Origin of the sequence: Rhodanobacter denitrificans (assembly GCF_003335105.1) — a bacterium.
Classification (GTDB): Bacteria; Pseudomonadota; Gammaproteobacteria; order Xanthomonadales; family Rhodanobacteraceae; genus Rhodanobacter; species Rhodanobacter denitrificans_A.
Genome location: NZ_QFWQ01000005.1, coordinates 426270 through 451743 on the forward strand (window position 1 = coordinate 426270; position 25474 = coordinate 451743).

Here is a 25474-nt window from a genome sequence, read left to right on the forward strand (position 1 = left end):
GATGTGCGGTCTGGCCGGAATCGTTTCCTCTCATCATGGCTACCTGGATGAACGGATTCTGCTGGCCATGCGGGATGTGCAGCGTCATCGCGGGCCAGACGAGGCGGGTATCTATGCAGGCGAAGGGGTCGGGCTGGGCCACCGCCGCCTGTCCATCATCGACCTGGCCCACGGCCAGCAACCCATGGTGGATGACAAAGCCGGCCTGGCGCTGATCTACAACGGTGAGCTGTACAACTTCGGGTCGCTCAGGGCCGAACTTGAAGCACTGGGGATCTTGTTCACCAGCGACAGCGACACCGAGGTCCTGTTGCGGGCCTGGCAGCAATGGGGTGAAGCGTGTTTGCCGCGCCTGGTCGGCATGTTTGCGTTCGCCGTGTGGGACATGCGTGCGCGGCGCGTCTTTCTGGTTCGCGACCAGCTCGGCATCAAGCCGCTCTACTACGGCTTCACAAGCTCCGGCGACCTGGTGTTTGCTTCCGAGCTCAAGGGGTTGCTGGCACATCCAGGCGTGGAGCGCCAGCTCGATCCGCAGGCGCTGGAGGACTACCTGGCGCTCGGCTACGTGCCGGATCCAAAAAGCATCTATCGCGGGATTTCCAAGCTGCCACCAGGCCATTGGCTGACCTGGCGTGCCGGCGAGTCCGCGCCGACCGCCCGACAGTACTGGGATGTCCCATTCAAACTTGACACCCAACTGGCCGAAGGCGAGGCGTCCGCAAAACTGCGGATGCTGCTGGACGAAGCGGTGGCGAGCCAGATGATCGCCGACGTGCCGCTTGGGGCATTCCTGTCCGGTGGCGTGGATTCCAGCGCCGTGGTGGCGAGCATGAGCCGGGTGTCGGCGCAACCCGTGCGCACCTGCTCGATCGGTTTCGGGCATGGCGGTTTCGACGAAACCGTCTATGCGCGGCAGGTTGCCCGGCACCTGCATACGCAACACTACGAGCAGCGAGTCGACGCTGACGATTGCACGCTCCTCGACACGCTGGCGGCGGTTTACGATGAACCGTTCTCCGACAGCTCGGCGCTCCCCACTTACCGCGTGTGCGAGTTGGCGCGGACCCAGGTGACGGTCGCGCTGTCCGGCGATGGTGGCGACGAAAATTTTGCGGGCTACCGCCGTTACCGCCTGCATGCGTGGGAAAGCGGCTTGCGCGCGCGCTTGCCGCAGTCGTTGCGCAAGCCGGTGTTCGGATTATTGGGGAGCATCTATCCCAAGGCCGACTGGGCACCGCGCCCACTGCGTGCCAGGACCACGCTGCAAGCCCTTGCCCGCGACAATGTTGAAGCCTATTTCCACAGCGTCAGCACCACGTCGGCGGCGATGCGCCAGCGACTCTACAGTGCGCGCTTCAAGCGCGAACTCCAGGGTTACAGCGCGCTCTCGGTGTTTCGTTCCCACGCGAACCATGCGCCCACTGATGATCCGCTGCTGCTGGCGCAATACCTGGACCTCAAGACCTGGCTGCCTGGCGACATCCTGACCAAGGTGGATCGCGCCAGCATGGCGCACAGCCTCGAAGTCCGCGTGCCTCTGCTCGATCATCGCCTGGTCGAATGGGCATCCACTTTGCCGCCAACGTTGAAGCTCAGGGGAAGCACCGGCAAGTACATCCTCAAGAAAGCGCTCGAGCCCGATTTGCCCCGCGACGTGCTCTATCGGACCAAGATGGGTTTCAGTGTGCCCATGTCGGCATGGTTGCGGGGGCCGCTCGCGAAGCGCGCTCGCGAGGCATTGCTCACTGGCGCAGTTGCCGAGTGCGGATATTTCGAGCCGTCCATGCTTGATCGGCTGGTGCGCGAGCATGCAGCCGGCCGCTACGATCACAGCGCAACACTGTGGAGCCTGCTGATGCTCGATGCCTTCCTGCGGCACGTGCAAGAGCCAGCTGCCGCCGCCCCCGGCATTCCGGCGGCCGCGGTCCTGGCCGCCGGAATGCCGTCATGATTTACTGCATCCTGCTGCTGCCGGAGGCCATACCATGACCACGGTGTCGGTCCACATTGCTGCTGGCCAGGTTATGCCGACAGCGACAAAGCCGTTCGAGGCGTTGCCGCATGGCATTGAGGCCGAGAGATGCATTGCGGCAGGTGGCGAAAAAAGGATCCGTCTGCTGGTCTTCACCAGTCTGTATCCGAATGCCGCGCAGCCGCGCCATGGCTTGTTCGTCGAGGAGAGGTTGCGCCACCTCGTGGATTCGGGGCGGGTTGCCGCGACTGTGGTAGCGCCGGTGCCATGGTTTCCGTTCCGAAGCCCCATGTTCGGCGGCTATTCCACGTTTGCCGCCGTGCCCGAGGCCGAAGAGCGTTACAGCATCAGGATTTTGCATCCACGCTATCCGGTGATACCCAAGCTGGGCATGAACATCGCGCCGTTCCTCATGTATCGCGCACTGCTGCCGGTGCTGCGGAAACTGCGAACCGCAGGCACCGACTTCGATCTGATCGATGCACACTACTTTTATCCCGATGGCGTGGCTGCTGCACGCCTGGGCGCAGCCTTGGGCAGACCTGTGGTGGTCACCGCCCGTGGTACCGATGTCACATGGATACCGCGCTACGGCCGCTGCAGACGACAAATCCAGCGGGCTGCGGAGAGCGCGGCTGCCATCGTGACCGTTTCGCAGGCACTGAAGGACACATTGGCGGCGCTGGGCGTGAATCCCGGGAAGATTACGGTCTTGCGCAACGGGGTGGATCTGGAGCGCTTCGGACCCCGCGACCGCACTGCGATACGCGCCGGGCTGGGTCTGCAGGGCCCCGTCTGGTTGACGGTGGGTAATCTGGTCGAATTGAAGGGCGTGGACATCGCCGTCGAGGCGCTTGCGCGGGTGCCGGATACCACACTGTTGATCGCCGGCACCGGACCGGAAGAGCACAAGTTGCGCCGACTGGTGGAAAGGCTCGGCCTGGTCGCGCGCGTGCGCTTCCTCGGCGCGGTTTCCCAGGCCGAGCTATGCAGCTACTACAACGCTGCGGACGCCCTGGTGCTCGCATCAAGCCGCGAGGGCATGCCCAACGTCGTGCTGGAGGCCATGGCTTGCGGCACACCGGTGGTTGCCACCCCGGTCGGGGGCGTACCGGAACTGATCACCGCTCCCGAGGCAGGAGCGCTGATGCGCGAGCGCAGTCCGGAGGCCCTGGTACGCGCGTGGACCACGTTGCAGGAGGGCAAGCCGGACCGCGCTGCGACGCGGAAATTCGCCGGGCGCCTGGGGTGGCAGTCGGTGATCGGGGCACAGTGCGCGCTCTATGCACGCGTGCAGTCCGCTCGTGCTGCAGGGGCAGGGATGGGGTCCGTGCCATGAACGGAATGCCGAGTGTCACGCGACTGCCCGACGGTTCCCGCACGCTAGCTGCCGACCGACCGTTGCGCATCCTGCATGTGCTCGATCATTCGCTGCCCCTGCATAGCGGCTATACGTTTCGGACACTCGCCATCCTGGACCAGCAGCGGGCGCTTGGCTGGGAAACGATGCAACTGACCGGCCCCAAGCAGGGCAGCGGCCGGCAGCGTGAGGAACATGTCGACGACTGGATTTTCCACCGGACGCCGCCGGCGTCCGGACTCGCGGCGAAGCTGCCGCTGTTCCAATATCGCTATTTGATGAAGGCGCTGCAGACCAGGCTTGCCGAAGTGGTGGCCAATGTGCAGCCCGACATCATCCACGCGCACTCGCCGGTGCTGAACGCGTTCCCCGCACTCGCAGTTGGCCGGGCCGCCCGCATTCCGGTGGTGTATGAGGTTCGGGCATTCTGGGAAGACGCGGCAGTCGACCAGGGAACGGCGCGCGAGTGGGGCGCCAGGTATCGCTTGACGCGCGCCATGGAATCGCGTGCCCTGCAGCAGGCAGACGCCGTGACCACGATCTGTGACGGCTTGCGCAGCGACATGTTGAAGCGCGGCATTCCAGCCGACAAGATCACCGTGATTCCCAACGCCGTGGATCTGTCCCTGTTTCGTTTCACCGACACGGCGGATACGGAGTTGTTGCGGAAATATGGACTGACGCCCGGACACACGCTGGGGTTCGCTGGCTCGTTCTACGCCTATGAAGGGCTCGACGCCTTGCTCCGCGCGATGCCGTTGGTGCTCAGCGAGGTACCGCAGGCGCGCCTTCTATTGCTGGGTGGCGGGCCGCAGGAAGCCGAGCTGCGAGCACTGGCTTCCCGGCTTGGCCTGGAGGGCGCCGTGCATTTCGCAGGGCGCGTGCCGCACAATGAAATGAACCGCTATTACAGCGCAATGGATGTCATGGTCTATCCACGGGTTTCGCGGCGCCTGACGGAATTGGTGACACCGCTGAAACCGCTCGAGGCGATGGCCATGGGCAAGCTGGTGGTGGCTTCGAATGTGGGCGGCCACCGGGAGCTCATCCGCGACGGCCGCAATGGCCATCTTTTTCCCGCCGGATCGGTCGAGGCACTCGCGCAGTGTCTGATCCGGTTGCTGAAAACCCCCGCGACCTGGAGCGAGGCGATAGCCGAGGGGCGGAAATTCGTCGAGCGCGAACGCACGTGGACGGCGAGCGTGGCCCGCTATCGTGCTGTCTATGCCGATGCACTCGGCCGTCACCGGTGCAGCCGGTGGGAGGGCGCATGACCATTGCCACGCCTGCGGTGGTGCTGGGTGCCGGAGTCAACGGCCTGGGCGTGGCGCGCAGCCTGGCGCGCGCGCGGGTGTCGGTATGGCTGTTGGATGCCGACGCGCGCCGTCCGGAAATGCACACTCGTATGGCGAGGCCCCTGCAGGTGCGTGCACTGCATGGTGAAACGCTGGTCGAGGAACTTGTTCGTCTGGGTGCGGCGCAGTTTTCCGGTATACGCCCGGTGTTGCTCCTGACCCAGGAGGAAAGCGTCAAGGCCGTCTCACAGCAGCGCGATAGGCTGTCCGCGCTGTACCGGTTCAGCCTGCCGTCCAGCGACGTCGTGGATGCCTTGCTGCACAAACAGGGGTTTCAGCGCCGGGCCGAACAACTCGGCAGTCCCATTCCATCGCTGGTGCATGTTCGCACGCGCGCGGATCTGCCTGCGCTCGAGAACCTGCATTATCCGGTGGTGATCAAACCCGGCGAACGGAATGCGGAATACAGCCGACAGTTCAAGAAGGCTTACCGCGTGGAGAACGCCGCGGAAGCTATTGAGCTGGTCCGCCGCATCCTGCCGGTGATGGCGGACGTGGTGGTGCAGGAGTGGATCGAGGGCCCGGACTCCAGTATTTATTTTTGTCTGCAATGCCTCGACCGGCAGGGACAGGTTGTGGGGTCATTCACCGGTCGCAAAATCCGCTCCTGGCCGCCGCAGGTGGGCGGTACGGCCAGTTGCGTGGCTGCACCGGAAGTCCATGCGGAACTTTCCGCCATGACCACGCGATTCTTTCAGGCCGTGGGCGTGATCGGCTTGGCCAGCATGGAATACAAGCGCGACATGCGTAGCGGCGAATTCCGAATGGTGGAGCCGACGATCGGTCGTACCGATTACCAGGAAGAAGTCGCGACCTTGAATGGGGTCAATCTGCCTTATGCGGCCTGGTGTTCCGAGCTGGGTCTGCCGTTTCCGGTTCCCACCGCAACCATGCGGCCAGCCGTATGGCGGGTACGCTCCGAGGACATGCAGTCCGCAGCCGCCCAGGACCAGCGGCTCACGCAAGGTTATCCGCACGGTGGCCGCGTGGCCGATGCCCTGTGCCGGTGGCACGATCCCATGCCGTGTCTGCTGCAACGCCTGCAGCACGTCCGGCGTGCTCTGCACAGCCGAACTTCGAAGATGATGCCGGGATCGCCGGTGGTCCGGAGCAAATCATGAGCATGGTAGCCAGACTCCTGCCTGGACGATGGGCGCGCCCCCCAGCGGATGCACGCCGTGGATTGCATGCAGCCGCCGAATGGCTGGCGCGCGCCCAGGACGCCACCGGCTGCGGCGGTGTCAGCGCCTATTACGATGCGGCGAAAGGGCAGTGGGCTGGTGCCTACCCGGAAACCACCGGCTACATCATTCCGACTTTCCTGCGCTATGCGGATTTCTCCGGCAGAAGTGAATATCGCGAACGGGCGCTGCGTATGGCAGCGTGGGAGTCCGACCTCCAGCTTCCGGACGGCGGCGTTCGCGCCGGCACGATGGACGCAACGCAGATCGTGCCGACCGTCTTCAACACCGGACAGGTAGTGTTTGGCTGGCTGTCCGCCTGGCAACTAACGCAGGACATGCGTTTCCGTGACTCGGCGGTGCGAGCGGCCGATTGGCTGGTGGCCGCGCAGGATCCAGATGGTGCGTGGCGGCGCTTCGGTTCGCCGTTTTCCACCCATGCCGTGAATACCTACAACACGCGTGTGGCCTTCGCGCTGGCCAAGGCCAGTCGCGCCTTGCAAGAGCCGCGCTATCTGGATGCAGCTGTGCGCAATGTGCAGTGGGCACTTGTCCAGATGCGTCCCAATGGGTGGTTGGAGAACAACGATCTGGAAGACAACGATCGGCCGCTTACGCACACCATCGCGTATGCCACGCGCGGCATCCTGGAAGTCGGTTTGATGGCTGGCAACAGCACCTTCGTGGATACGGCCGCGCGCGTAGCGCGAGCCGTAGCGCAAACCCAGCGTCGCGACGGGGCTTTGCCCGGCCGGCTGGATTCTTCGTGGCAGGCAGCGAGCCGGTGGACCTGTGTGACCGGCAATGCGCAAATGGCCATCATCTGGCAACGCCTGGTGACGGCAACCGGCGATAACTCCTGGAAACCGGTGGCGGAACGCGCCAATCGCTTCAGCCTGTCGATCCAGGACGTGACGTCCGCCGATGGGGCAGTGCGCGGTGGCATGCCGGGTTCGCACCCGCGATCAGGTGGTTACATGAAGAACCGCTATCCCAACTGGGCGGCCAAATTCTTCATGGATGCGCTCATGCTGCAACTGGACGCGGGCTAGCGCCATGCGCGATATCGCCCTCGCCCTGCTCATCTTCGGAATGCTTCCCTGGATTCTGATGCGTCCCTATGTGGGGCTGCTCGTATGGTCCTGGCTCGGCTACATGAACCCGCATCGCCTGTGCTACGGCTTTGCCGTCAGCTTCCCATGGGTGCAATTGATTGCCATCGCCACGCTCGCAAGCTGGCTGTTCAGCAGGGAAAGCAAGAGGATTCCATGGTCGACGATCAGCGTGCTTCTGGTGGTGTTCCTGTTTTGGACGGGACTGACCACATTGCAGGCAGTGGTGCCGGATTCGGCATGGGCGACGTGGCAGGAGTTCGCCAAGGTTCTGGTTATGGTGTTTGTCACCTTGATCCTGGTCAACAACCGCGAGCGCATGCATTGGCTCGTATGGATGATGGTGGTTTCACTGGGCTTTTATGGTGTCAAGGGAGGGCTGTTCACGATACTCAGAGGTGGGGTCAATCATGTGCTTGGACCTCCCAACAGTTTCATTGCCGACAACAATGCCCTGGCACTCGCCCTGTGCATGACGCTGCCGTTCATGCGTTATTTGCAGCTGCATTCTTCGTGGAAATTCGTTCGCCTCGGCTTGGCCTTGGGCATGCTGCTTACCGGTGTTGCGATACTGGGAACGTATTCGCGCGGTGGCCTGATCGGTTTGGCCGTCGTCGCCGGTGCCCTGTTCTTGAAGAGTCGTCGCCGGCTGGCCGTTGTTTTGGTCGTCATCGCGGTGGGCGCCGTCGCCTACCATTTCATGCCACCCGAATGGACGGCCCGCATGGGAACCCTGCAGCAGGCCAGGGAGACCAGCTCGGGCGAGTCGCGCATACAGTCATGGCTATTCTCGGCCAACGTTGCCATCCATCACCCTTTGCTTGGCGGCGGCTTCAACGTATATGAAAGCACTTCGATGTGGGAACGCTACGGTCCGGAGGACGCGATCCCGCGGGCGGTACACAGCATCTATTTCCGGGTTCTGGGGGAACAGGCTTTTCCGGGGCTGGCCATATTTCTGGCCTTGCTGTTCGTGAGTTGGAGAAACTGTAGTCGGGTGCGAAAACGCACCCGCGATATGCCTGACATGCGATGGGCTTTTGATATGGCTTCCATGCTGCAAGTCTCCCTGGTGGCTTTCATGGCAGCCGGCGCGTTCCTGCCGATGAGTTACTTCGACTTGAGTTACCAACTGATGGCGCTTTCCGCGGTGTTGGCGGCTTTCTGCGCGCAACAGGTCCAGGACAGTCAATCGCTCAAAGTGCGAACACCGAAAGGGTGGGCCGAGCATGCCCGGAAACTACCCAACGCGATCCAGGACTGATGACATGGGACGTGCCGTCCTGATGATTGCCTTTCACTTCCCACCGGCTGCGATGGGTAGTGGGAATCTGCGCACGCTGGGTTTTGCGCGCTATCTGCCGGCGTCTGGCTGGGATCCCATCGTGTTGTCGGCGCAGGCACTGGCCTACCCGCGCACCGCACCGATCACCGTTGACGCCATTCCACAAGGCTGTGTGGTGCAGCGCGCGTTGGCGTTCGACGCCCGGCGCCATTTCGGTATTGGCGGCAGATACCCGGGGTTTCTGGCACAGCCCGATCGCTGGGCTTCCTGGTGGCCGGCAGCAGTGGGGCAGGGGCTGCGCATCATCCGTCGCCATCGGGTGCGCGCAATCTGGTCCACCTATCCGATCATGACCGCTCATTGCATTGCGCGGACCTTGAGCGGCATCACCGGGCTGCCGTGGATTGCGGATTTTCGGGACCCGGTAGCCAGCTCGGTTGAAGCCGCAAACCCGTACTCTGTTGCCTCACAGCAGCGATGGGAACAGCGTGTTTTGCAGGATGCAACGCGTGTCGTGTTCACCACGCCCGGAGCCCTGCGCACCTATGCAGGGCGCTATCCCGCAGCGCACGCCGAGGGCCGCCTTGCAGTAATCGAAAACGGTTACGATGAAGTCGCGTTCGCAGGGCTTCCCGATCCACCGTCGAAGGCGGGGCGACCCCTGGTGTTGGTGCACAGCGGCCTGTTGTATGCGGATGGCCGCAATCCAGCCCCGTTCCTTGCGGCACTTGCCCGCCTGCAGGCCGCCGGTACGCTGGGTGCTGCCGATCTCCGCGTGGTGTTGCGAGCCAGTGGGTCGGAAGCAACGTATGCGCGCGAAATCGAGCGACTGGAACTCGGGGAGATGGTGACGCTGGCGCCCCCGTTTTCCAATCGGGAAGCACTCGAGGAACAGGCCCGGGCTGACGCACTGTTGTTGTTCCAGGGGGATCGCTTCGACCGCCAGATCCCCGCGAAATTATACGAGTACCTGCGCATGGGGCGGCCGATCTTCGCGCTGGTGGGCGAACACGGAGACACGGCTGCGGTACTTCGCAGCATGGGCAGTGCAGAGCTGGTGCCGATCGATGACGTTGACGCGATCGCCACCCGGCTGCCGGCATTTATCCGTGCGCTTCGTGACGGCCAGGCGCCCGTGGCGGCCGTTGCAACCGTGGCTGGTTACGCAAGAAGCGCGGGGGCGGCGCGGCTTGCAGGCATGCTGGATGGCGTTGCCGCTGCGACGGGACACGCCATTCGTGAGTCTGGTTGAGGTAATCAGCAATACCGTCTCAAACTTGAAACCACCATCAATCCGCGAAATCTCTTGAGGCGCAAAATGATGAACTGGAATCCTGACGAGCATTACAAGAGCCGCAAGGTTGCAAGCGAGTACGACCGCAAGCGGTTTGCGAGTATTCCAGGACGGGTATTCAATCATCTGGAAAAACGCGCCATCACCAAATGCTTTGCCAGCCTGCCCAAGGGCTGCATCATCGCCGACGCGCCATGCGGGACCGGAAGGCTGGCCGAACCGCTACTGGCCGCCGGGTACCGGGTGCATGGTCTGGACATTTCCGACGAAATGCTGGAAATGGCAAGGCAGCGCTTGCTCCGTTTCCCGGATCGCTTCGCCTGCGAGGTCGTGGACGTCAAGGCATCGCGGCCGAGCGAACCGCTGTATGACGCTGCACTGTGCGCCAGGGTCCTGATGCATTTTCCGCTCGATCAACAGATCGAATTCCTAACGGGAGTCGCCAAGCTGAGCCGCTCGATCGTGGTCATCAACCACAGCCTCGATTCAAGCTACCAGCGGTTCCGGCGGCGCGTGAAGCACTGGTTGGGCAATCAGGCATCAGCGAACCACCCCGTCAGCAACGCCGAGATCAAGGTTCTGCTGCAGCAATCGGGCTTGCGCGAGATGCAGCGTTACCGCCTGGTCTCGCTGGTCAGCGAGGCAATCTATATCGTTGCGGAGCGGATCGCGCCGGCTCCGGCACCGGCACAGGCGAAGCCGCAAACGGCAGCGGCTGTATCGTGACAACAAATGGCGGGAGGCCCAAGTACAGTGTACGCAAGGCGCTGTCGCTGTCTTTCATCCAGACCTTTATAAGTCTGGTATTTACTTTCGGTGGGGTCGTCATCGTCAGCCACCTGCTGACACCTGCGGAGATCGGCATTTATTCCATTGCGGCAGGACTGGTGGCACTGATCCAGATGCTGCGCGACTTTGGGGTCAGCGAATTCCTGATCCAGGAGGAGAAGCTCGACAATCAAAAGATCCGGACCGTCTTTACGATCAACCTGTTGATTGCATGGTCGCTGGGTCTCGCGTTGTTCGCGTTCAGCGGAGCCGCCGGCAGGTTTTACGGCAATTCCGGCGTGTCCGACGTGCTGCAGGTGGTCAGTATCGTGTTCGTGCTGCTGCCGTTTGGCGCCATAAGCCAGACGCTGATGAAGCGCGAGCTCGAGTTTGGGAAGCTGCTCAGGATCCGCCTGAGCGAGAACGTCATACGCAGTTGCACCACGGTCGGGTTGGCGTACGCCGGTTTCAGCTACATGAGCATGGCCTGGTCTTCGGTGGTCGGCATCGTGGTGATGGTGGCCGGTTGTGCCGTGTGGGGTTGGCAGTACCGAGTCACGGGTCTCAGCCTGCTGCACTGGAGGCGCGTACTGGGTTTCGGATCCAACCGGACCATCGCCGACATTGCACGGCAGGTGGGCGATCAGTCCGCGAATCTCGTGATTGGTCGCATGTTGGGCATGGCTGCTGCCGGCCTTTATTCGCGCGGCTACGGCATCGTCAACATGTACGGCAGCACCTTCGTGGGCGCCATCAACGGCGTCGCGTTCCCGGCGTTTGCGCGCGAGCATCGCGAAACCGGCGCCGCCCCGCAGCTTTTCCTGAGGTCGCTCGTCTATCTCACCGGAATCAGTTGGCCGTTCTTCGCCGCCGGCATACTGCTGGCATTCCCGCTCATCCGCGTCCTGTTCGGTAGCCAATGGGATGCGGCGGTGCCGCTGATGCGCTGGCTGTGTGCGGCTGCCATCGTGGGTACCTTGACGTACCAATGCAACCAGTTTCTGGTGGCATTGGGCCACGTGGGCGCGGTGACGCTCATCGAAGTGAAATACCAGTTGGTGCGGATTGGCGTAACGATCGTGGCGGCCTTCTACAGCGTCGCAGCCGTCGCAGCGGTGCAGGTGCTGGTATATGTCGTTGCCACAGTTCTCTATTACCGGCGGCTGCGCAGCTACGAACCGCTATCCATGGGCAAATGCGCGAGAGCGCTGATTCCGAGCATGGCGGTGACGATGACCACCTGCATCGGGCCAGCCGTGGTGGCATCCTGGCCCGGCCTGATCCAGCAACACATGATTCCCGCCCTTTGCGGTGCCGTGGCCGCGGGCTGCGCAGGCTGGCTGGTCGGCGCAAGAATCGTTCGGCATCCGTTTCTGGAGGAATTCCGGCGCGCCGCATCGCGTTTTCCAAGATGCAACCGTGTCCTGTTCGGCTAGGCCATGTCAGGGCTCGACATACCAGAAGTACTCAACACGCAGTTCGCATGCACACAGTGCCATGCCAATGCCGGGTGGGTGCGGACGGCCAGACCGACGATGCGCCAGAACTCCAGTATCCATCGGTTGCAATGCGCGCAATGCGGCGCGCGAATCGTGGCCAAGGCCAGCCGCGGCAGAACCGCTGACTCGGATGACTGCGCCGAGCTACGCGAGGAGTACGAAACCCTGCGCGTGCTTCAACCTGCATTCGCTGGCTGCGCACGCTACGGGACGCTGGAGCCGTTGGGCTTTCTTGCGATCGCCAACCATGGCGTCATGATCACTGGGTTGTTCCCGGGCGAAGAGCTCGAGCGCCATGCCCGCAAGCAGACCGCTACGGGAGTGTACGCAACGTTCCGGTCTGCAGGAGTTTGGCTGCGCAAGCTGCATGGAGCGGGCGCTGACGGCGACGTCAGGCAAGGGCTCGAAGTGGGAAAGCGGATTGACTACTTGAAGGCAACCTACGGCAGCGCATTCGCTGCAGACCGCAAGCTGCGTTCCGCGTGCGAGCTGTTTGTGCGCGTCGGCCGCGATGCCGACACGCTTGCCATTGGTGGAGTACGGATCCACGGCGATTTCAAGCCAGGAAACATGTTGTGCAGCGCCACACGGTATGTGGGCCTGGACATTCAGCGGGCGACTACGGGCGCGGCCGTCTACGATCTTGCGCCCTTTGTGAATCACCTCTGGCTCGCAAATCTGGGCGGCATCGGCGCCCGTGCACGTCGCCGCCATGAGCTGGCGGAGACCGCCTTCCTCGCCGGTTTTGGCGACGCGATCGACATGCGCACGCTACGCTGGGCGCAGCTTTATTTTTCACTATGTTATTGGGGCGCATACCGCCAGCGCGGAGCGCTTGACGCCGTCATTGCTCATTGGAAAATGTTGCCCTTGGTGGAAAAGACCGCAGCACAGCTTCGCGCACTCACCTGATAGACCACAGGTCACGAGCGAGCCCGGCATCGCGGAGTAGGGGCCGCAGTCGCGCTGGGGTGGGAAACACGCTCGGATTCCCTTTCTGCCTCAAGCGAGGTAACAGATGCTCAACGCGCTGTACGTATCGGTTACTGGCGCCAGCCCGGAGGGCGTGCGTCGCGCATCGGGCTCCATGCAGCAACAAGGGTTTGCCGCGGGGCCACACCTGGACTGGAACGGGAGCGCCTTGGTCACCTGGGCGTCGCCCTCTCAGCTTGAAGTGGAAAACCTCGAACTCCATACGCCGCTCGGCGACGCGTATTGCGTGGGACCGCTGTGGTACGGCGGCAAATTTGGCAAGGCAGCGCTGGGATTGCTGATCGAAGACAGCAGCGCCGGCAGGCAGATCGACGAGGCTTCGCTGCGCGGAAACTTCGTGCTGTTTCTGCGCACCGCGCACCAATGTCTGGTGCTGAACGATGGCCTCGGTCTTGTCCGGTTGTACACGAGTCCCGATGGGTTGTTTCACAGCACCAGTTGGCTCGCGACCTGCGCCTACGCCGGCCGCGTCGGGTTGAATGCGGCGGCTGCGGTTGAGTACGTGCTGTTGGGGGCCTCGCACTCCGATGAGACCGTCGCGGACGGTGTCACCACGCTCCAGCTTGGCAGCGGGCTGGACCTGATCCGAAACGTCCGGTACGAGCGCACGCGCGCGTGGGACAGCAGTGTGGCGCCAATCTCTGCCACCCTTGACGCGGCGGTGGAACAAGTCGCAGAGCACCTCGCAACCGTGTTCGCGGAAACGACGGCAGCATTCCCATCGCACACGCGTGCAGCGATTTCCGGTGGATTCGACTCGCGCCTCATCCTGGCCGGTTTGCTGGCGGCGGGGAATCGACCGGAGCTGTTTGTGTACGGCAAAGAGACGTCTGTAGATGTCTCGATTGCCCGCGCCGTCGCGGGCAGCGTCGATATCCCGCTGGATGTGATCGATAAAAGCGCGCTGGACGCGCAGCTGGCGCCACCCGGTCTCCAACGTATCGTCGCCAATTCGCTGTTCTTCGACGGACTTCCGAATGATGGCGTGTACGACTCGGGCGTCGACCAGCAAACGCGCCTCGACCAGACTGCAGGCGGTCGTCTGGGCCTGAACGGCGGCGGCGGTGAAATCTTCCGCAATTATTTCCATCTCCCCGACCGCCGCTTCAGCGCCATGGATCTCGTGCGCACCTTCTATCGTGGCTTCGACCGGAGGGTCCTCCGGCAGCCTGGTGCCCTGTCGGCCTATGAAAACCGTATGGCGACAGCGATTGCCCGCGCGGTGGGCGGGTCCAGCGACAACCTCACCCAACCTGTCGAACGCAGCCGGATAGAACTCGCCTACCCGCTATTTCGTTGCCATCACTGGATGGCGGTGAACAACAGTGTAGCCGTACGCCATGGGTACTATATGACCCCATTGGCGGACCCGGTGGCAGTTGCACTGGCCTGGCGCCTGCCACTGGCGTGGAAAGACGCCGGGCGGCTGGAAGCCCGCCTGATCGATGCCTTGCACTCCGGCGTGGCTCGCCAGATGTCGGAGTACGGTTTCCGGTTCAGTGATGGCCCGCCTGCCAGGATGCGATTCCACGCATGGATGAGCCGCTCGCGGCCGGTATTCGCACGACCATTCATCAACGCTGCGGGGCGCTGTCTGCGCAGGAGCGCAGTCGCACCGACATGGCTGGCGTACTGCCGCGCGGTGCTACCCGGTGAATGGTGCATGGACCGGCTGCTGGATTTGCAGCGCTTGCCCAGCAACCAGGCCCTGGCACGGGCGCTGGCAGTGGAGGTCGTATGGCGAAAGCTGCTTCTTTAGGCCACACCTCGCCACAATCAACGCGTCAGGCCCGCTCGCGGTGTGCACCCATCCGGGATGGTGCCGCGGCGCCGATCCCCCACTGACACAAGTCGCGGGCTGCAGTCATGCCCATACTAATTACCCAGGCCGCCGTGGCTCAGTATTGCGTGCATATGTGCCGCAAACATCGGGTAGACCTGCAGCGCGCCCGCCGCACTCAGGTGATCCAGGTCGTAGTAGAGAAACTCATGCTGCGTTGCCCACGGGCATATATCGGCATTGCACAGTGCGTTGCTGACCTCCAGCACCGACGCCAGTGGATACTGCGAGGCGACCGATTTGAGTATTGAATTGGCTTTCGCTTGCTGCTGCTCATCTCCAGGTCGCGTCACCGCACCGGCGTTCAGCCGCTGGTCCGACGGGTTTACGGCAAACCGGATGGCCGCCTTGGGGACCGGGGTGAGTTGATGGGGATTGTCCCCCATGAGCACCACCGGGATACCCAGCTTCTGATAAAAACCAAGCGTTTCGCTCAACGCGGTACGCAACGCCTGCTCGCCAGTGATCGAGCGTTGGATGTGAATCTTTCCCGCACCGAGATAACTCGTCCACGCTTCGATCATTATGACGGCCTTCGGCCGCTCTTCACTGGCGAAACGGGTCGCTTTCCTGCCCAACTCGTGACATGCATTCGAATAATCGGTATGGACGATGACGTCTGCCAATGGCAGGCAACTTCCGATGGACGAAAAAACAATCTTCGTGTTGCTGGCCTTGCCGTACTTGTCCAGGGTCGGGGTCATGGCCCGCGCATGGCTGTCGCCATAAGCAAGCATTACGTTTTTGGAGTGTATGTCGCCAATCTCGCAGTACCATTTTTCGGGCAGGTACGCGTCATCGCCTTGTTTCTGCAAAAACGTCATTTTGGTCTGGGGGTTGAAGCAGTCACGGGAGTTGGCAAGGGCATCCATTTGCATGGATTTGACATACTGCTCGGCCTTGGCGGAAACAAAACTTGCTGGCCTGTCCGGCACTCCTGCGGCCACATGAACAGCCAGGCCCGCCACACCCAATGTCGCAACCGCTACTGTGAGGCCAATCGTGGTAAATCCTCTCCGACTCCTGCGGACCGGGCCCTCGAAGTAGCGGTAGGTCAGCCACGCCAGCAGAATCGACACCACCACCAGCACAAGCCTGGATACGTGGCGAAACGTCGGGTTGTTGTCGCCAAAGACGATGACCACCAGTGAGAGCAACGCCCAATGCCAGAGATACAGGGGGTAACTGATCAGCCCCACCCACACCGCCGGGCGCCAACTCAGCAGGCGACCGTTCAAGAACGTGTTCGGCCCCGCATTGACGATCAACGCGGTCCCGAGCACGGGAAGCAACACCCAGAAACCCGGGAATGCACTGGTGGGCCCGATGAGCGCAAGCCCTGCGACGATGAGAGTCATCCCTCCCCAGGATTGCACGGAGCGCCAATCGGACAACCATGGCGTGCCGTGCAGGTGCCCTACCGCAAGCCACGCCCCTACCATCAGCTCCCAAGTGCGGGAGAGGGGGGAATAGAACGCTTGCGTGGCATGGCCGCTGAAGACCAGCGATACATTCAGCACAAAGGTCACTGCCGCGATCAGGGCTATGGACTTCAGCAGCGGCCAGCGCCGGCGGGTAATGATCCACAGAAGCAGCGGCCACGCAATGTAGAACTGCTCCTCTACCGACAAACTCCACAGGTGCAACAGGGTCTTTTCGATCGATGCGCGGTCGAAATAGCCGGCTTCAATCCATAGGACAAAGTTCTCCACATAACCGGCGCCTGCCGCAACGTACTTTCCAAGACGCTCGTATTCCGAGGAAAACAGCACCAGCCAACCAATGACCAGGCAGGCAATCAACACAAGGATGAGCGAGGGAAAGATCCGGCGTATGCGGCGTTGGTAGAAGTCCGACAGCAGACCACGAAAGGTCGGGAACTCGTTTCCCTCGATGGCCTTGACCAGGATTCCCGTAATCAGGTAACCACTGATGACGAAGAAGATGTCGACGCCGATGAAACCACCCGGAAAGTTCGCTGGCGAATAGTGGTAGGCAACTACCGCCAATACCGCCAGCGCACGCATGCCGTCGATGTCCGGTCGATAAAACCCCTTGGGGTGCACGCGGTTGAAGATGTCTCGGATGGCCATCGACCGACCTTTGCGGAGAGAGTGTCGAATTGCAATGGGCGCATTCAATCGGAAACGCTATTCGCGCGCAGCGCTACACGACATCGCGGGTGAGAGTTGAGTTGTGCGAAGCGGATCCGATCGTTGACCAGCACCGCGGCATACCAGGCAATCCAGCATTCCATCTTCAGGCTTCCAGGTTCTGGTAGAGTCGCGCTGGCGCATCATCATCGCATCACGCGTGGCGTATAAGCACCAGACGTGCCAGGCAAGTGAATCAGGCGAGACGTCATAAGGTGAATCGATGGGCATCAGACGGATATCACGCATGGCCATGGAGCGCATCATCGCGCGCTTCGGCTATGAGCTGAAGATTGTCGGCTCCCCCCCGTCCGGATACTCCAGTTTTCTCCGTCGCATGGCGGAAGCCGGGGTAAGGCCGCAAACCGTGTTTGATATAGGAGTGGGAAACGGTACGCCCTGGCTCTATGCGGCGTTTCCACAAGCCCATTTCGTGTTGATCGAGCCACAAACGGAGTTTGAGCCGGTGCTGCGCGAGATCTGTGGGCGCATTGACGCCGAGTATCATCTGGTAGGGGTCGGCAGCAAGGAGCAATACCTGCCGATTTATCGCTTGTCGAGCAGTCCTACCGGATCGTCGTTCTTGCCGCCGAATGCAGACACTGAACAGCGGTGGGGAGCGTCCGAAAAGTCTGGCGAGATACACGTCGTTCCACTGGATGCCTATCGTGATAAGCCAGGTCCGTTTTTCGTGAAAATCGATACGGAAGGCTTCGAACTCGAGGTGTTGCGTGGCGCCGTAAAGGTACTGGAACAAACCGATGTGGTTCTCATGGAGGTCGCGATCGCGAAACGGCAGGAAGGGGAGCCGGATTTGATCGAGATCGGGACGTTCATGAAGGACCATGGTTTTCGCTTGATTGATTTTCCCGTACTTACCCAGCAGGCAAGGGGCGGTCCACTTCTTTATGTAGATGTCGCGTTCGCGCGGGCCAAGCAGTTGTGATTCGAACCGGCGGCTGATGAGGGCCGGCATCCATGCAAATCTCAGGCTGCAGCAAGCAGGGGCGCAGCGCAGGGGAGGGCGGCAGTCAGTGCGTCGAGGAGCGCGGAAGGATCGCGAAGTTGGGGTAGTTGTTGTAGGCGGTCATGCCGTTGGGTTTCACGCTGCGCGATTCAAACAGGCTCCACGCCTCGTGCGCGCCGGGCAGGCCGCTGTCGGCCGCCGACGCCAAGCCAATCTGCAGGTTCGCAGGGAAGCCCGTACTTGAATGGGGATAGCCCACCATTTTATTTGCTTGCCACGGCTGCTTCTCCAGCTTGCCGATCTCCGCGATCATCGCCGGCGAATTACAGTCCAGCCCAACCAGATTCGGAAACGTCGCCGCGTACACGGCCGGATAGTTGGTTAACCAGTTGCCGTTGGCGTCCTTCACCACAAAGTTGTAGGCCGAAGCCTCCAGCCAGCAAAAGCCGCGCGTCGGATCGGATTGCCAACCCGTCATGATGCCGATCTCAAACTTGGCCAGCCAGTTGCGGAACTCCGTCGCGCCCGCAAAACCCAGCTCCGCCGCATGCCCCGCCGACCAGGTAAGGAAGCTGTGCATCCACGGCGCCATGCCTTTCTCCCCCGTCCGCTGCTTCTGCTCCTTTACCACGGGATAGGTGGCGCCGCTGTCCATCATCGCCAGCGGATTGGCATTCGGGTTGTTGGTGTACTTCCGGTTCCAGTCCGCCAGCGAGTTTTCGACATCGGCGTTGAACTCGGCCTTCAAGGGATGGTGATCGGGCAGCAACCATGCCGCGTTCGCCATCTCACGCAGTACCCACGCCTTGCCCCGTGTCTGGGCGTGACTCTCATCGATCAGGCCTTTCGAGAGCCCGCGATAAACCGGGTTTGACCAGATCTCGTTATGTGAAGCGCCGAACGCGAGTTCCGACATGTAGTAGTAGTCACCTGTCACCATGTACGGCACGTAGGACTCCGCTGGTTGGTGCGCGTTGTCCCACAACGTCGGGCTTCCCGTTCCGTAAGACCCCGCGTTGCACCCCGTCACCACCGCGTTGTTCACGCAGTTCGGCAGCAGGTCGCGCCGGTAGGCAGCAATCTTCGCCTGGTTGGCCGCAGGTCCTGTCATCGGCTGCTGCGCGACGCCTTGCGCATAGGCCCAGGCCGCGGTCGTGATGTTGGGGTGCTGCTGGATGCTGACGGGCCAGCCGGTTGCCGCATCCCGGTAATGAATGTCGTACGCACCCAGCGCATCGGTGTTGGCCAGCATCCAGTTGTAGGCCCGCACATCCGGATCGATGATGTACACGCTGGTCCAGCGCGGCAGCGGACCGATCGCCGCCTGTGCGCCAGCCATATGCATCTTCTGAGTCTGATCACAGTGGTCCAGGGGCGCGCAGGTCTGGCGCAAGCTGGCCAGAAATTTCTCGTCGGGCTTCAATGGCATGTAGCGCGACACCGCCTTGCTAGCCTGGAGGTACTCCGGGTCCTGCTGCAGATACACACCGGGTTTGGCATCGTTCCACCACAACACCTGATGCCAGCGCGTATACGCGTACTGCGTCAGCGCGGGGCTGGTATAGCTCGCACTCCCCGACGTCAGGATCGCCGTGTACTGCGGCTGTGCCTGTGGCGAAAACGCATCGGAGTTCTCGACAATGATGTCGGTGCGTACTCGCCCGATACTGTCTGACGTCATGCCTGCATACGCGCGGACTGCAAAGTAGATCCGTAGACTGAGGCTGGCGGTGCCATCGGAAGCCGTCGCCGGACCGTTCACCACCCACTCGCTCGCCAGCGGACCCGACAACCACACATTGCAGTGGCGACTCCATGGCCTGCATTGTTTCGCTGTGTCAGCTGCCTGCAACGCTGCACGCGCGCTGGCCGTGTAGACCTTGCCGCCGATGTGGATCGATGCCGTGGCGTCATAACCCGTCGCCAGCAATTGCGCCGGGGTAACGGGTGCTGCCGATGCGGCCGTCCCGGTCGAAAGCACCAGTGGCAATTTCGTTCCGGCCGCCAGTGCAGGCACGTTCAACGTCAGTACCGCATGGCGCAAGCTGCCATCCGGGTTGGTCGCCTTCGAATCCACCTGCAGCGCGACTGGCTGGCCGCCCAAGGTGGCTGTCAGTGACGTTCCGCCTGGCACGTCGCCGCCCTTGAAGACCTGGCCAAAGGTGACGGGAACGTTGATCTGCCTCTGCGTGGCCAGGCTGTAGACGTTGTCGGTGACGACGGTAGCCGCGTGCGCCGCCGTTCCGAGCACCAGTATCCCGACCACGCATAGCGTGCTCGCGACGAAGTGGCAAAGCGCATCCAGCACGTCGTCCAAGCTGGATTGGCTGCGAAGATCCGTTGCCATCTGCCAACCTCCGTACCGTCCAATCGCCAAGATGCATGCGCAGTGGCGTACTGGACTCATACCGGAGCCTGGACGCACCGTGGATGCCGGACACACGCGGGTCGCGTCAGATGCTACACCCTGAATGTGCCAAGCCGGGGATGTCCCCGGCCTGGCTACAGGCATCACCCACTTCGTGACGGCCGACTACTTGGCGGCGTCGTGACTGGTTATGGGGTCGTGCCCGGCGGCGGCATGGGCATCGTTGGCGACGCTGTGCTTGTAGCGGCTTGGACGGACCGCGGGACGACGGCGAAGTTGGGATAGTTGTTATAGGCAGTCGTTCCGCTCGGTTTCACGCTGCGCGATTCAAACAGACTCCACGCTTGAAGAGCGTTGGGCACGGCACCGTCGGCAGCGGCAGCCAACCCAATCTGCAGGTTGGCCGGATAGCCCGTAGCGGAATACGCATAGCCATGCATCTTGCCCGCCTGCCACGGTTGGCCTTCGAGGGTTCCCATCGCGGTTACCATCGCCGGCGAATTGCAGGCCAACCCAATCAGGCTCGGAAACGTTGCCGCATACATGGCGCTGTACGACGGCAGGTAGGATTGCCCAGTGGGGTCGGTAACCACCAGCGTGTAGGCCGAAGCTTCCAGCCAGCAATACCCTCGCGTGGAATTGGATTGCCAGTCGGTCATCAAGCCAACCTCGAATCTGGCCAGCCAATCACGCAGTTCCGCAGCCCCCCCGAAGCCCAACTCCGCGGCGTGACCCGCCGACCAGGTGAAGAAGTTGTGCATCCACGGCGCCATGGCGTTCCTGGTACCGCCGTTCATGCTGTAACTGTGACCGCTATTCACCAGGCCCAGCGGGCTGGCGCCTGGATTGTTCGTGTACTTGTGATTCCAGTCCGCCAGTGAGTTATTGACGCTCGCGTTGAACTCGGCCTTCAGCGGGTAGCTATCGGGCAACAACCATGCCGCATCGGCCATCTGGCGCAGTACCCAGGCTTTGCCGCGCACCTGGCTGTAGCTGTCATCAATCAATCCCAGCGAGTAACCACGGTAAACAGGATTCGGCGAAAGCTCGTTGCGCGAAGCAGCAAAGGCCAACTCGGACATGTAATAGTACGAACCCGTCACCATGTACGGTACGTACGCTTGCGCCGGCTGGTGCGCGTTGTCCCACAACGTCGGGCTTCCCGTTCCGTAAGACCCAGTGGTGCACCCCGTCACCACCGCGTTGTTCACGCAGTTTGGGAGCAAGTCACGCCGATAGGCGGCAATCTTCGCCTGGTTGGCCAAAGACCCTGTCATCGGTTGCTGAGCAACGCCTTGCGCGTACGCCCAGGCCGCGGTCGTGATGTTGGGGTGCTTCTGGATGCTGACGGGCCAGCCGGTTGCCGCATCCCGGTAATGGATGTCATACGCACCGAGCGCATCGGTGTTGGCCAGCATCCAGTTGTAGGCCCGCACATCCGGGTCGATGATGTACACGCTGGTCCAGCGCGGCAGCGGACCGATCGCTGCCTGTGCGCCGGTCATGTGCATCTTCTGGGTCTGATCACAGTGATCCAGGGGTGCGCAGGTCTGGCGCAAGCTGGCCAGAAAGGTCTCGTCAGGCGTCAACGACATGTAGCGGGACACTGCCTTGCTCGCCTGAATGTACCCGGTGTTCTGCTGCAAATAGGCTTGTGGCTGGACTTGGTTCCACCACAGCACCTGGTGCCAGCGCGTGTAGGCGTACTGCGTCAGCGCGGGGCTGGTGTAAACCGCGTTTCCGGACGTCAGGGTCGCGGTGTATTGCGGCTGCGCCTGTGGCGTGTAGGCCGAGGTGTTTTCCACGATGACATCGGTTTGTACCTGGCGCACGGTGCCATGCGAGCCGTCTGCGTAGGCTCGCACCGCGAAGTAGATTCTCAAGTTCGGGTTGGTCGTGCCATCCGCCGCCGTCACGGGGCCGTTGACGATCCACTCGCTGGTCTGGGGGCCGGAAAGCCACTGGTTGCATTGGGTGCCCCAGGGCTTGCACGCATTCGTGGCATTGGCGGTCTGTAACAGTGCGCGGGCATTTGCGGTGTATCTGCGGCCGCCGATATTGAGCGATACGTTGGCGTCGTAGCTTGTCGCAAGCAATTGCGACAAACTGACCGGACCCAGTCCGGTCACCGCTGGCGAGGGTCCTGCGGAAAGGGTCAACGGCAACGTCGCATTAGCCGGCAGCGCCGGAACCATCGCTGTCAGTACCGCGTGACGCAAACTGCCGTCAGGATGGGTAGCCTTGCTGTCCACCTGCAAGGCTACCGGCTGGCCATTGAGTGTGGCGGTAACCGTCCCGCCCCGGGGTACGTCGCCAGCCTTGAAGATCTGGCCGAAGGTAATGGGAACATTGGTCTGCGCTTGCGCGACTGTGCTGATCACGTGGTCCGTCACCACCGTTCCCGCTCGTACCGGTACCGCACTGAGCAGCAACACGCAGCCTGCGCATCCACTTAGCATCTTTGCAGCGGCTTGACCAAGCCAGTTTCCTTGTCTGAATCGTCCAATGTGCTCGCTTATACGCATTATTTTGTAATCCTGCTGTTCTTGGGATTGCCGAACCAGATGTCTCGGGGCTGGTCGCATTGGAGTCAGGCCGCGTCGACAAATGCGGCCCGTTGCTGACCATGTGGCTGCCCCGCGATGTTGCCCAAAAGCCCTGACGCCGCCGGTCGCAGGACCAGCCCACGCGCGCCGGCGTGGCTGCTTTTGGACTTCACGGTTCCTCCATGACCCGCCATGCCTGACGCAAAAGTCGTCACGCCTTGAGCGCCACGCAACTTGCCCGTCAGAGCCCGCTTCCAAAGGTGGAAACGCGGTATATCGTTGACCAGTTAGCCGGCTAGTCTCTAAATTATCTGTTAAGGCAGAGTGGAGAAACCATAGGGCGTGACCCAGTTCACGCAACGCGCGAAAGGTCTCCAGGAGGGCCTCATTCCGTGGTACCGACAAGCTCCAGGGCGGCAGTCAACCGACCGGCTTTGCTTCGGAACACCTGCCGGGATGGCAGCAGGTCCGCACCTACGCTAACCTCATAACCAAGCCGTCGCCTTGGTTCCCGGGTCGTGATATCTCGCAATGTCACTTACCGAAGCGAAGCGGTGGCTTCGTTTGCAGCAGTGCGGATTTGATCCATATCTGAACGAGGGATCGAACTTGAGCATTTCGTTGTGTTGCACGGCGTGTCGCCAGCAAGAAGTCAGACATGATGTCCGGCACGCAATGAAATGACGATACTTGTTCTGCAAATCGTGATCTTATGCCTGGTGGCCGCGGCCGTCGTGCTCTGGGCGCTTTATTTTCCGTATCCATCGCCGCTGATACGGCGCTGGCTTCCGCCGCGCAAGCGCTGGCCGGAAACGCAAATCCGCGCGTGGCTGCAGCGGGGAGAATTCCAGCGTGCGTTTCTGCGCCATTTTTACAGTGATCCGGAGCGTATCGCGCCTCCCGGCACCAGCATGCTGGCTCCGGCGGATGGGCTGGTGACGAGTGCGGACGTGCATGGAGAGGTGCGCTATCTGGTGATTGCGCTGAGTTTCTGGGACATGCATGTACAGCGCAGTCCGGTGTCCGGGACGGTACTCAAGGTGGAATCGCACGGTGACGGCTTCATGGACGGGGAGGGGCGTGAGTTTGCGTTTCTGCGGGAAAAAAACTCTCCGGTGCAAAAGCGCCTCATGATCGCAACTGATTGCGGGCAAGTCGCGGTGCGCTTGATTACCAGTCTCGCGGCGCGGCGTATCGAGACTTGGGTTCGGGATGGGGAGGAGGTCGCGCGTGGCCAGAGGATCGGCAGGATATTGCTGGGCAGTACGGTGGTGCTCGAATTGCCTGCCACCACAAAGCTGCTGGTTCGCACGGGCGATCGTGTCTGGGCCGGAGAAACCGCTGTAGCGGAAGGCTTGACCGCCCGATGAATGGATTCTTCTGGACCTCCGGTCACCTGGGTTGGGGCATTTTCGCGCTTGCCGTCTTCACCAGCCTGTGGTGGTTGCTGTCTGATCTGGTCTGGCGATCGAGCAACGTCAGGATTGGTCGGCTCGCGGTGGCGATGTTGCTCGGCTGGGTCGTCGGGGTCGGCTTGATTCTGTTGAGGTTTTATCTCGGCAATCGGTAAGGCTGCTGCGGGCCCGTCTGCCTTGCCGCAGATGAGTCCCCGACAGAAGGAAAGCCGGTCGAGGAAGGCCATTTGATGCCGGATCATGCGCATATGATGCTGCGCATTCCGCGTGTTGCAGGGGCGAGGCGAACAGGTTGGCAGGCGCGGTCACGGTCTCCAATGATGCCGCCACCGGGTGAGGACTCGGCCAGATCAGGCAATGGTTTGAAATGACGATGCTCAGCGTCTGGCATGCATTGATCTATATCGGCGACGGTGCCGTGCTGCTGCCAGGCGCGCTGCTGCTTCTTGCGTGGTTGCTCGCGTCCCCGGCCACCCGACGAGTCGGGTGGTGGTGGCTGGCAGCCGTGCTGCTGGTGAGCGGTGACGTGGCGCTGAGCAAGGTGTGGTACATGGTTTCGGGATGGCACCCGGCCGGATGGAACTTCATCGGCTTGAGCGGACATGCTGCCCTGTCGTTTCTGTTCTGGCCCTCAGTCGCCGCGCTCGTCACCGGTCGCCACCAGACCGGGCTGCGTGTCGTCGCTGTGGGTCTGGGCGCGGCCCTCGCGCTCGCCATCTCGATATCGAGTTGGGTGTTGCGGGATCATTCGCTGTCGGAAGTCGTTCTGGGAGCCCTGTGGGGCACGGTCGTCGCCACGGTCTTCCTGGCACTCACGTGGCGGCGCCTGGTCCAAGCGCCACTGGCAAGCAGCTGGATGATCGCGAGCATGTTGTTGTTGATGTTCCTCGCCGTCGGGCACGAATTTCCATCCGAGCGCGTTCTAGGCTGGATCGCACTGCGGGTGAGCGGGCATGCGGCCATCGACAGGCGTCCCAATCCAGGCCCACAGGCACAGTTGCCAAAAATGGAGGCGGATGGCCGGCAGACGGGCTTGCCTATCGCGCACGCGCATCCCGCTTCGAACGATTCCGTGAATGGCGCTCACCAGGAATAAACTGTCACGCGGGACAGATACTCATTGGCGCCGTGCTGTCCGTGTGCGGTGATCGCCGGCCACGCGGAGCTTAGTCCTCGTCGGGCGCTTGCTCGGGTCGCCCATGCATGGGCGCGGATTCATTCGAGCCAGCTTCGCTGGTCCTCCGGCGCGCCGAGCTGCCTATGGAGCACTTGCGCGCCCCCAAAATTCTCTGACCGGAGGTTGTCGCAAGACCACTGCGAGAGGATTCGTGGAGGCTTTGCAGGTGTCGAATTTCTTTACACTTTC

The 25474-nt window shown here is 62.0% G+C and carries 18 protein-coding genes; 15 read left to right on the forward strand and 3 right to left on the reverse strand.

The genetic code is table 11. The annotated features are described in order from the left end of the window. The first annotated feature begins 1 nt into the window (after window position 1). The 11 genes from DEO45_RS09245 to DEO45_RS09295 all read left to right on the forward strand — a co-directional run bounded on the left by DEO45_RS09245 (window position 2) and on the right by DEO45_RS09295 (window position 14578). Window positions 2-1951: an XrtA/PEP-CTERM system amidotransferase gene (locus tag DEO45_RS09245; RefSeq protein ID WP_114342825.1), complete on the forward strand. Its 1950-nt coding sequence runs from the start codon at window positions 2-4 to the stop codon at window positions 1949-1951. 34 nt (window positions 1952-1985) lie between these two features. Continuing rightward, window positions 1986-3311, forward strand: coding sequence for a glycosyltransferase family 4 protein (locus DEO45_RS09250; protein ID WP_114342828.1), 1326 nt, complete (start codon window positions 1986-1988; stop codon window positions 3309-3311). Between the two features lie 62 nt (window positions 3312-3373). Beyond that, complete coding sequence (locus DEO45_RS09255) at window positions 3374-4606, forward strand: TIGR04063 family PEP-CTERM/XrtA system glycosyltransferase (RefSeq protein ID WP_189339709.1); 1233 nt, start codon at window positions 3374-3376, stop codon at window positions 4604-4606. Continuing rightward, the gene (locus DEO45_RS09260) at window positions 4603-5808 is read left to right on the forward strand and encodes an FAD-dependent oxidoreductase (protein WP_114342938.1); all 1206 of its coding nucleotides are present in this window, start codon (window positions 4603-4605) and stop codon (window positions 5806-5808) included. Before DEO45_RS09255 ends, DEO45_RS09260 begins: the two co-directional genes overlap by 4 nt. After that, window positions 5805-6920, forward strand: a complete 1116-nt coding sequence (locus DEO45_RS09265) for a beta-L-arabinofuranosidase domain-containing protein (protein WP_114342832.1) — start codon at window positions 5805-5807, stop codon at window positions 6918-6920. Before DEO45_RS09260 ends, DEO45_RS09265 begins: the two co-directional genes overlap by 4 nt. A gap of 4 nt (window positions 6921-6924) precedes the next feature. Continuing rightward, a complete protein-coding gene (locus tag DEO45_RS09270; RefSeq protein WP_114342834.1) occupies window positions 6925-8244 on the forward strand; it encodes a putative O-glycosylation ligase, exosortase A system-associated in 1320 nt (439 codons plus the stop codon). 4 nt (window positions 8245-8248) lie between these two features. Then, complete coding sequence (locus DEO45_RS09275; RefSeq protein WP_114342836.1) at window positions 8249-9517, forward strand: hypothetical protein; 1269 nt, start codon at window positions 8249-8251, stop codon at window positions 9515-9517. Between the two features lie 66 nt (window positions 9518-9583). Next, window positions 9584-10285 carry a class I SAM-dependent methyltransferase gene (locus DEO45_RS09280; RefSeq protein WP_223250830.1) on the forward strand — a complete coding sequence of 234 codons (702 nt, stop codon included), beginning with the start codon at window positions 9584-9586 and terminating at the stop codon, window positions 10283-10285. Further along, the gene (locus tag DEO45_RS09285; protein WP_223250831.1) at window positions 10282-11763 is read left to right on the forward strand and encodes a lipopolysaccharide biosynthesis protein; all 1482 of its coding nucleotides are present in this window, start codon (window positions 10282-10284) and stop codon (window positions 11761-11763) included. Before DEO45_RS09280 ends, DEO45_RS09285 begins: the two co-directional genes overlap by 4 nt. Before the next feature lie 99 nt (window positions 11764-11862). Then, the gene (locus tag DEO45_RS09290; protein WP_189339710.1) at window positions 11863-12738 is read left to right on the forward strand and encodes a phosphotransferase family protein; all 876 of its coding nucleotides are present in this window, start codon (window positions 11863-11865) and stop codon (window positions 12736-12738) included. A 106-nt stretch (window positions 12739-12844) separates the two neighbouring features. After that, a complete protein-coding gene (locus DEO45_RS09295) occupies window positions 12845-14578 on the forward strand; it encodes an asparagine synthase (protein ID WP_114342839.1) in 1734 nt (577 codons plus the stop codon). 116 nt (window positions 14579-14694) lie between these two features. Here the strand turns inward: DEO45_RS09295 and DEO45_RS09300 are convergent, their stop codons facing one another. Continuing rightward, window positions 14695-16752, reverse strand: a complete 2058-nt coding sequence (locus tag DEO45_RS09300) for an acyltransferase family protein (RefSeq protein WP_114342841.1) — start codon at window positions 16750-16752, stop codon at window positions 14695-14697. A gap of 307 nt (window positions 16753-17059) precedes the next feature. Between DEO45_RS09300 and DEO45_RS09305 the strand changes: the two genes are divergently transcribed. After that, window positions 17060-17758, forward strand: a complete 699-nt coding sequence (locus DEO45_RS09305) for an FkbM family methyltransferase (RefSeq protein ID WP_189339711.1) — start codon at window positions 17060-17062, stop codon at window positions 17756-17758. Window positions 17759-17843: 85 nt separating this feature from the next. On the opposite strand, the gene DEO45_RS09310 is transcribed toward DEO45_RS09305, so the two are convergent. Both DEO45_RS09310 and DEO45_RS09315 read right to left on the reverse strand, forming a co-directional pair. Further along, window positions 17844-20126 carry a hypothetical protein gene (locus tag DEO45_RS09310; RefSeq protein ID WP_223250832.1) on the reverse strand — a complete coding sequence of 761 codons (2283 nt, stop codon included), beginning with the start codon at window positions 20124-20126 and terminating at the stop codon, window positions 17844-17846. A 209-nt stretch (window positions 20127-20335) separates the two neighbouring features. Then, complete coding sequence (locus tag DEO45_RS09315) at window positions 20336-22582, reverse strand: hypothetical protein (RefSeq protein WP_223250833.1); 2247 nt, start codon at window positions 22580-22582, stop codon at window positions 20336-20338. 791 nt (window positions 22583-23373) lie between these two features. On the opposite strand from DEO45_RS09315, the gene DEO45_RS09320 reads away from it, so the two are divergent. The 3 genes from DEO45_RS09320 to DEO45_RS09330 all read left to right on the forward strand — a co-directional run bounded on the left by DEO45_RS09320 (window position 23374) and on the right by DEO45_RS09330 (window position 25204). Then, window positions 23374-24063, forward strand: a complete 690-nt coding sequence (locus DEO45_RS09320; protein WP_114342846.1) for a phosphatidylserine decarboxylase — start codon at window positions 23374-23376, stop codon at window positions 24061-24063. Next, window positions 24060-24263, forward strand: a complete 204-nt coding sequence (locus DEO45_RS09325; protein ID WP_114342848.1) for a hypothetical protein — start codon at window positions 24060-24062, stop codon at window positions 24261-24263. The genes DEO45_RS09320 and DEO45_RS09325 overlap by 4 nt, the downstream gene beginning before the upstream one ends. 212 nt (window positions 24264-24475) lie before the next feature. Then, on the forward strand, window positions 24476-25204 hold the full coding sequence (locus DEO45_RS09330; RefSeq protein ID WP_114342850.1) for a phosphatase PAP2 family protein: 729 nt from the start codon (window positions 24476-24478) through the stop codon (window positions 25202-25204). Window positions 25205-25474: the final 270 nt, after the last annotated feature.

Bases quoted from the DNA above. Each gene is read 5' to 3' on its own strand.
- DEO45_RS09325 (WP_114342848.1), top strand. From the start codon at position 24,060: ATGAATGGATTCTTCTGGACCTCCGGTCACCTGGGTTGGGGCATTTTC.
- DEO45_RS09295 (WP_114342839.1), top strand. From the start codon at position 12,845: ATGCTCAACGCGCTGTACGTATCGGTTACTGGCGCCAGCCCGGAGGGC.
- DEO45_RS09300 (WP_114342841.1), bottom strand. From the start codon at position 16,752: ATGGCCATCCGAGACATCTTCAACCGCGTGCACCCCAAGGGGTTTTAT.
- DEO45_RS09275 (WP_114342836.1), top strand. From the start codon at position 8,249: ATGGGACGTGCCGTCCTGATGATTGCCTTTCACTTCCCACCGGCTGCG.
- DEO45_RS09320 (WP_114342846.1), top strand. From the start codon at position 23,374: ATGACGATACTTGTTCTGCAAATCGTGATCTTATGCCTGGTGGCCGCG.
- DEO45_RS09245 (WP_114342825.1), top strand. From the start codon at position 2: ATGTGCGGTCTGGCCGGAATCGTTTCCTCTCATCATGGCTACCTGGAT.
- DEO45_RS09260 (WP_114342938.1), top strand. From the start codon at position 4,603: ATGACCATTGCCACGCCTGCGGTGGTGCTGGGTGCCGGAGTCAACGGC.
- DEO45_RS09250 (WP_114342828.1), top strand. From the start codon at position 1,986: ATGACCACGGTGTCGGTCCACATTGCTGCTGGCCAGGTTATGCCGACA.
- DEO45_RS09330 (WP_114342850.1), top strand. From the start codon at position 24,476: ATGACGATGCTCAGCGTCTGGCATGCATTGATCTATATCGGCGACGGT.
- DEO45_RS09265 (WP_114342832.1), top strand. From the start codon at position 5,805: ATGAGCATGGTAGCCAGACTCCTGCCTGGACGATGGGCGCGCCCCCCA.
- DEO45_RS09280 (WP_223250830.1), top strand. From the start codon at position 9,584: ATGATGAACTGGAATCCTGACGAGCATTACAAGAGCCGCAAGGTTGCA.
- DEO45_RS09310 (WP_223250832.1), bottom strand. From the start codon at position 20,126: ATGGCAACGGATCTTCGCAGCCAATCCAGCTTGGACGACGTGCTGGAT.
- DEO45_RS09290 (WP_189339710.1), top strand. From the start codon at position 11,863: ATGCGCCAGAACTCCAGTATCCATCGGTTGCAATGCGCGCAATGCGGC.
- DEO45_RS09305 (WP_189339711.1), top strand. From the start codon at position 17,060: ATGGCCATGGAGCGCATCATCGCGCGCTTCGGCTATGAGCTGAAGATT.
- DEO45_RS09270 (WP_114342834.1), top strand. From the start codon at position 6,925: ATGCGCGATATCGCCCTCGCCCTGCTCATCTTCGGAATGCTTCCCTGG.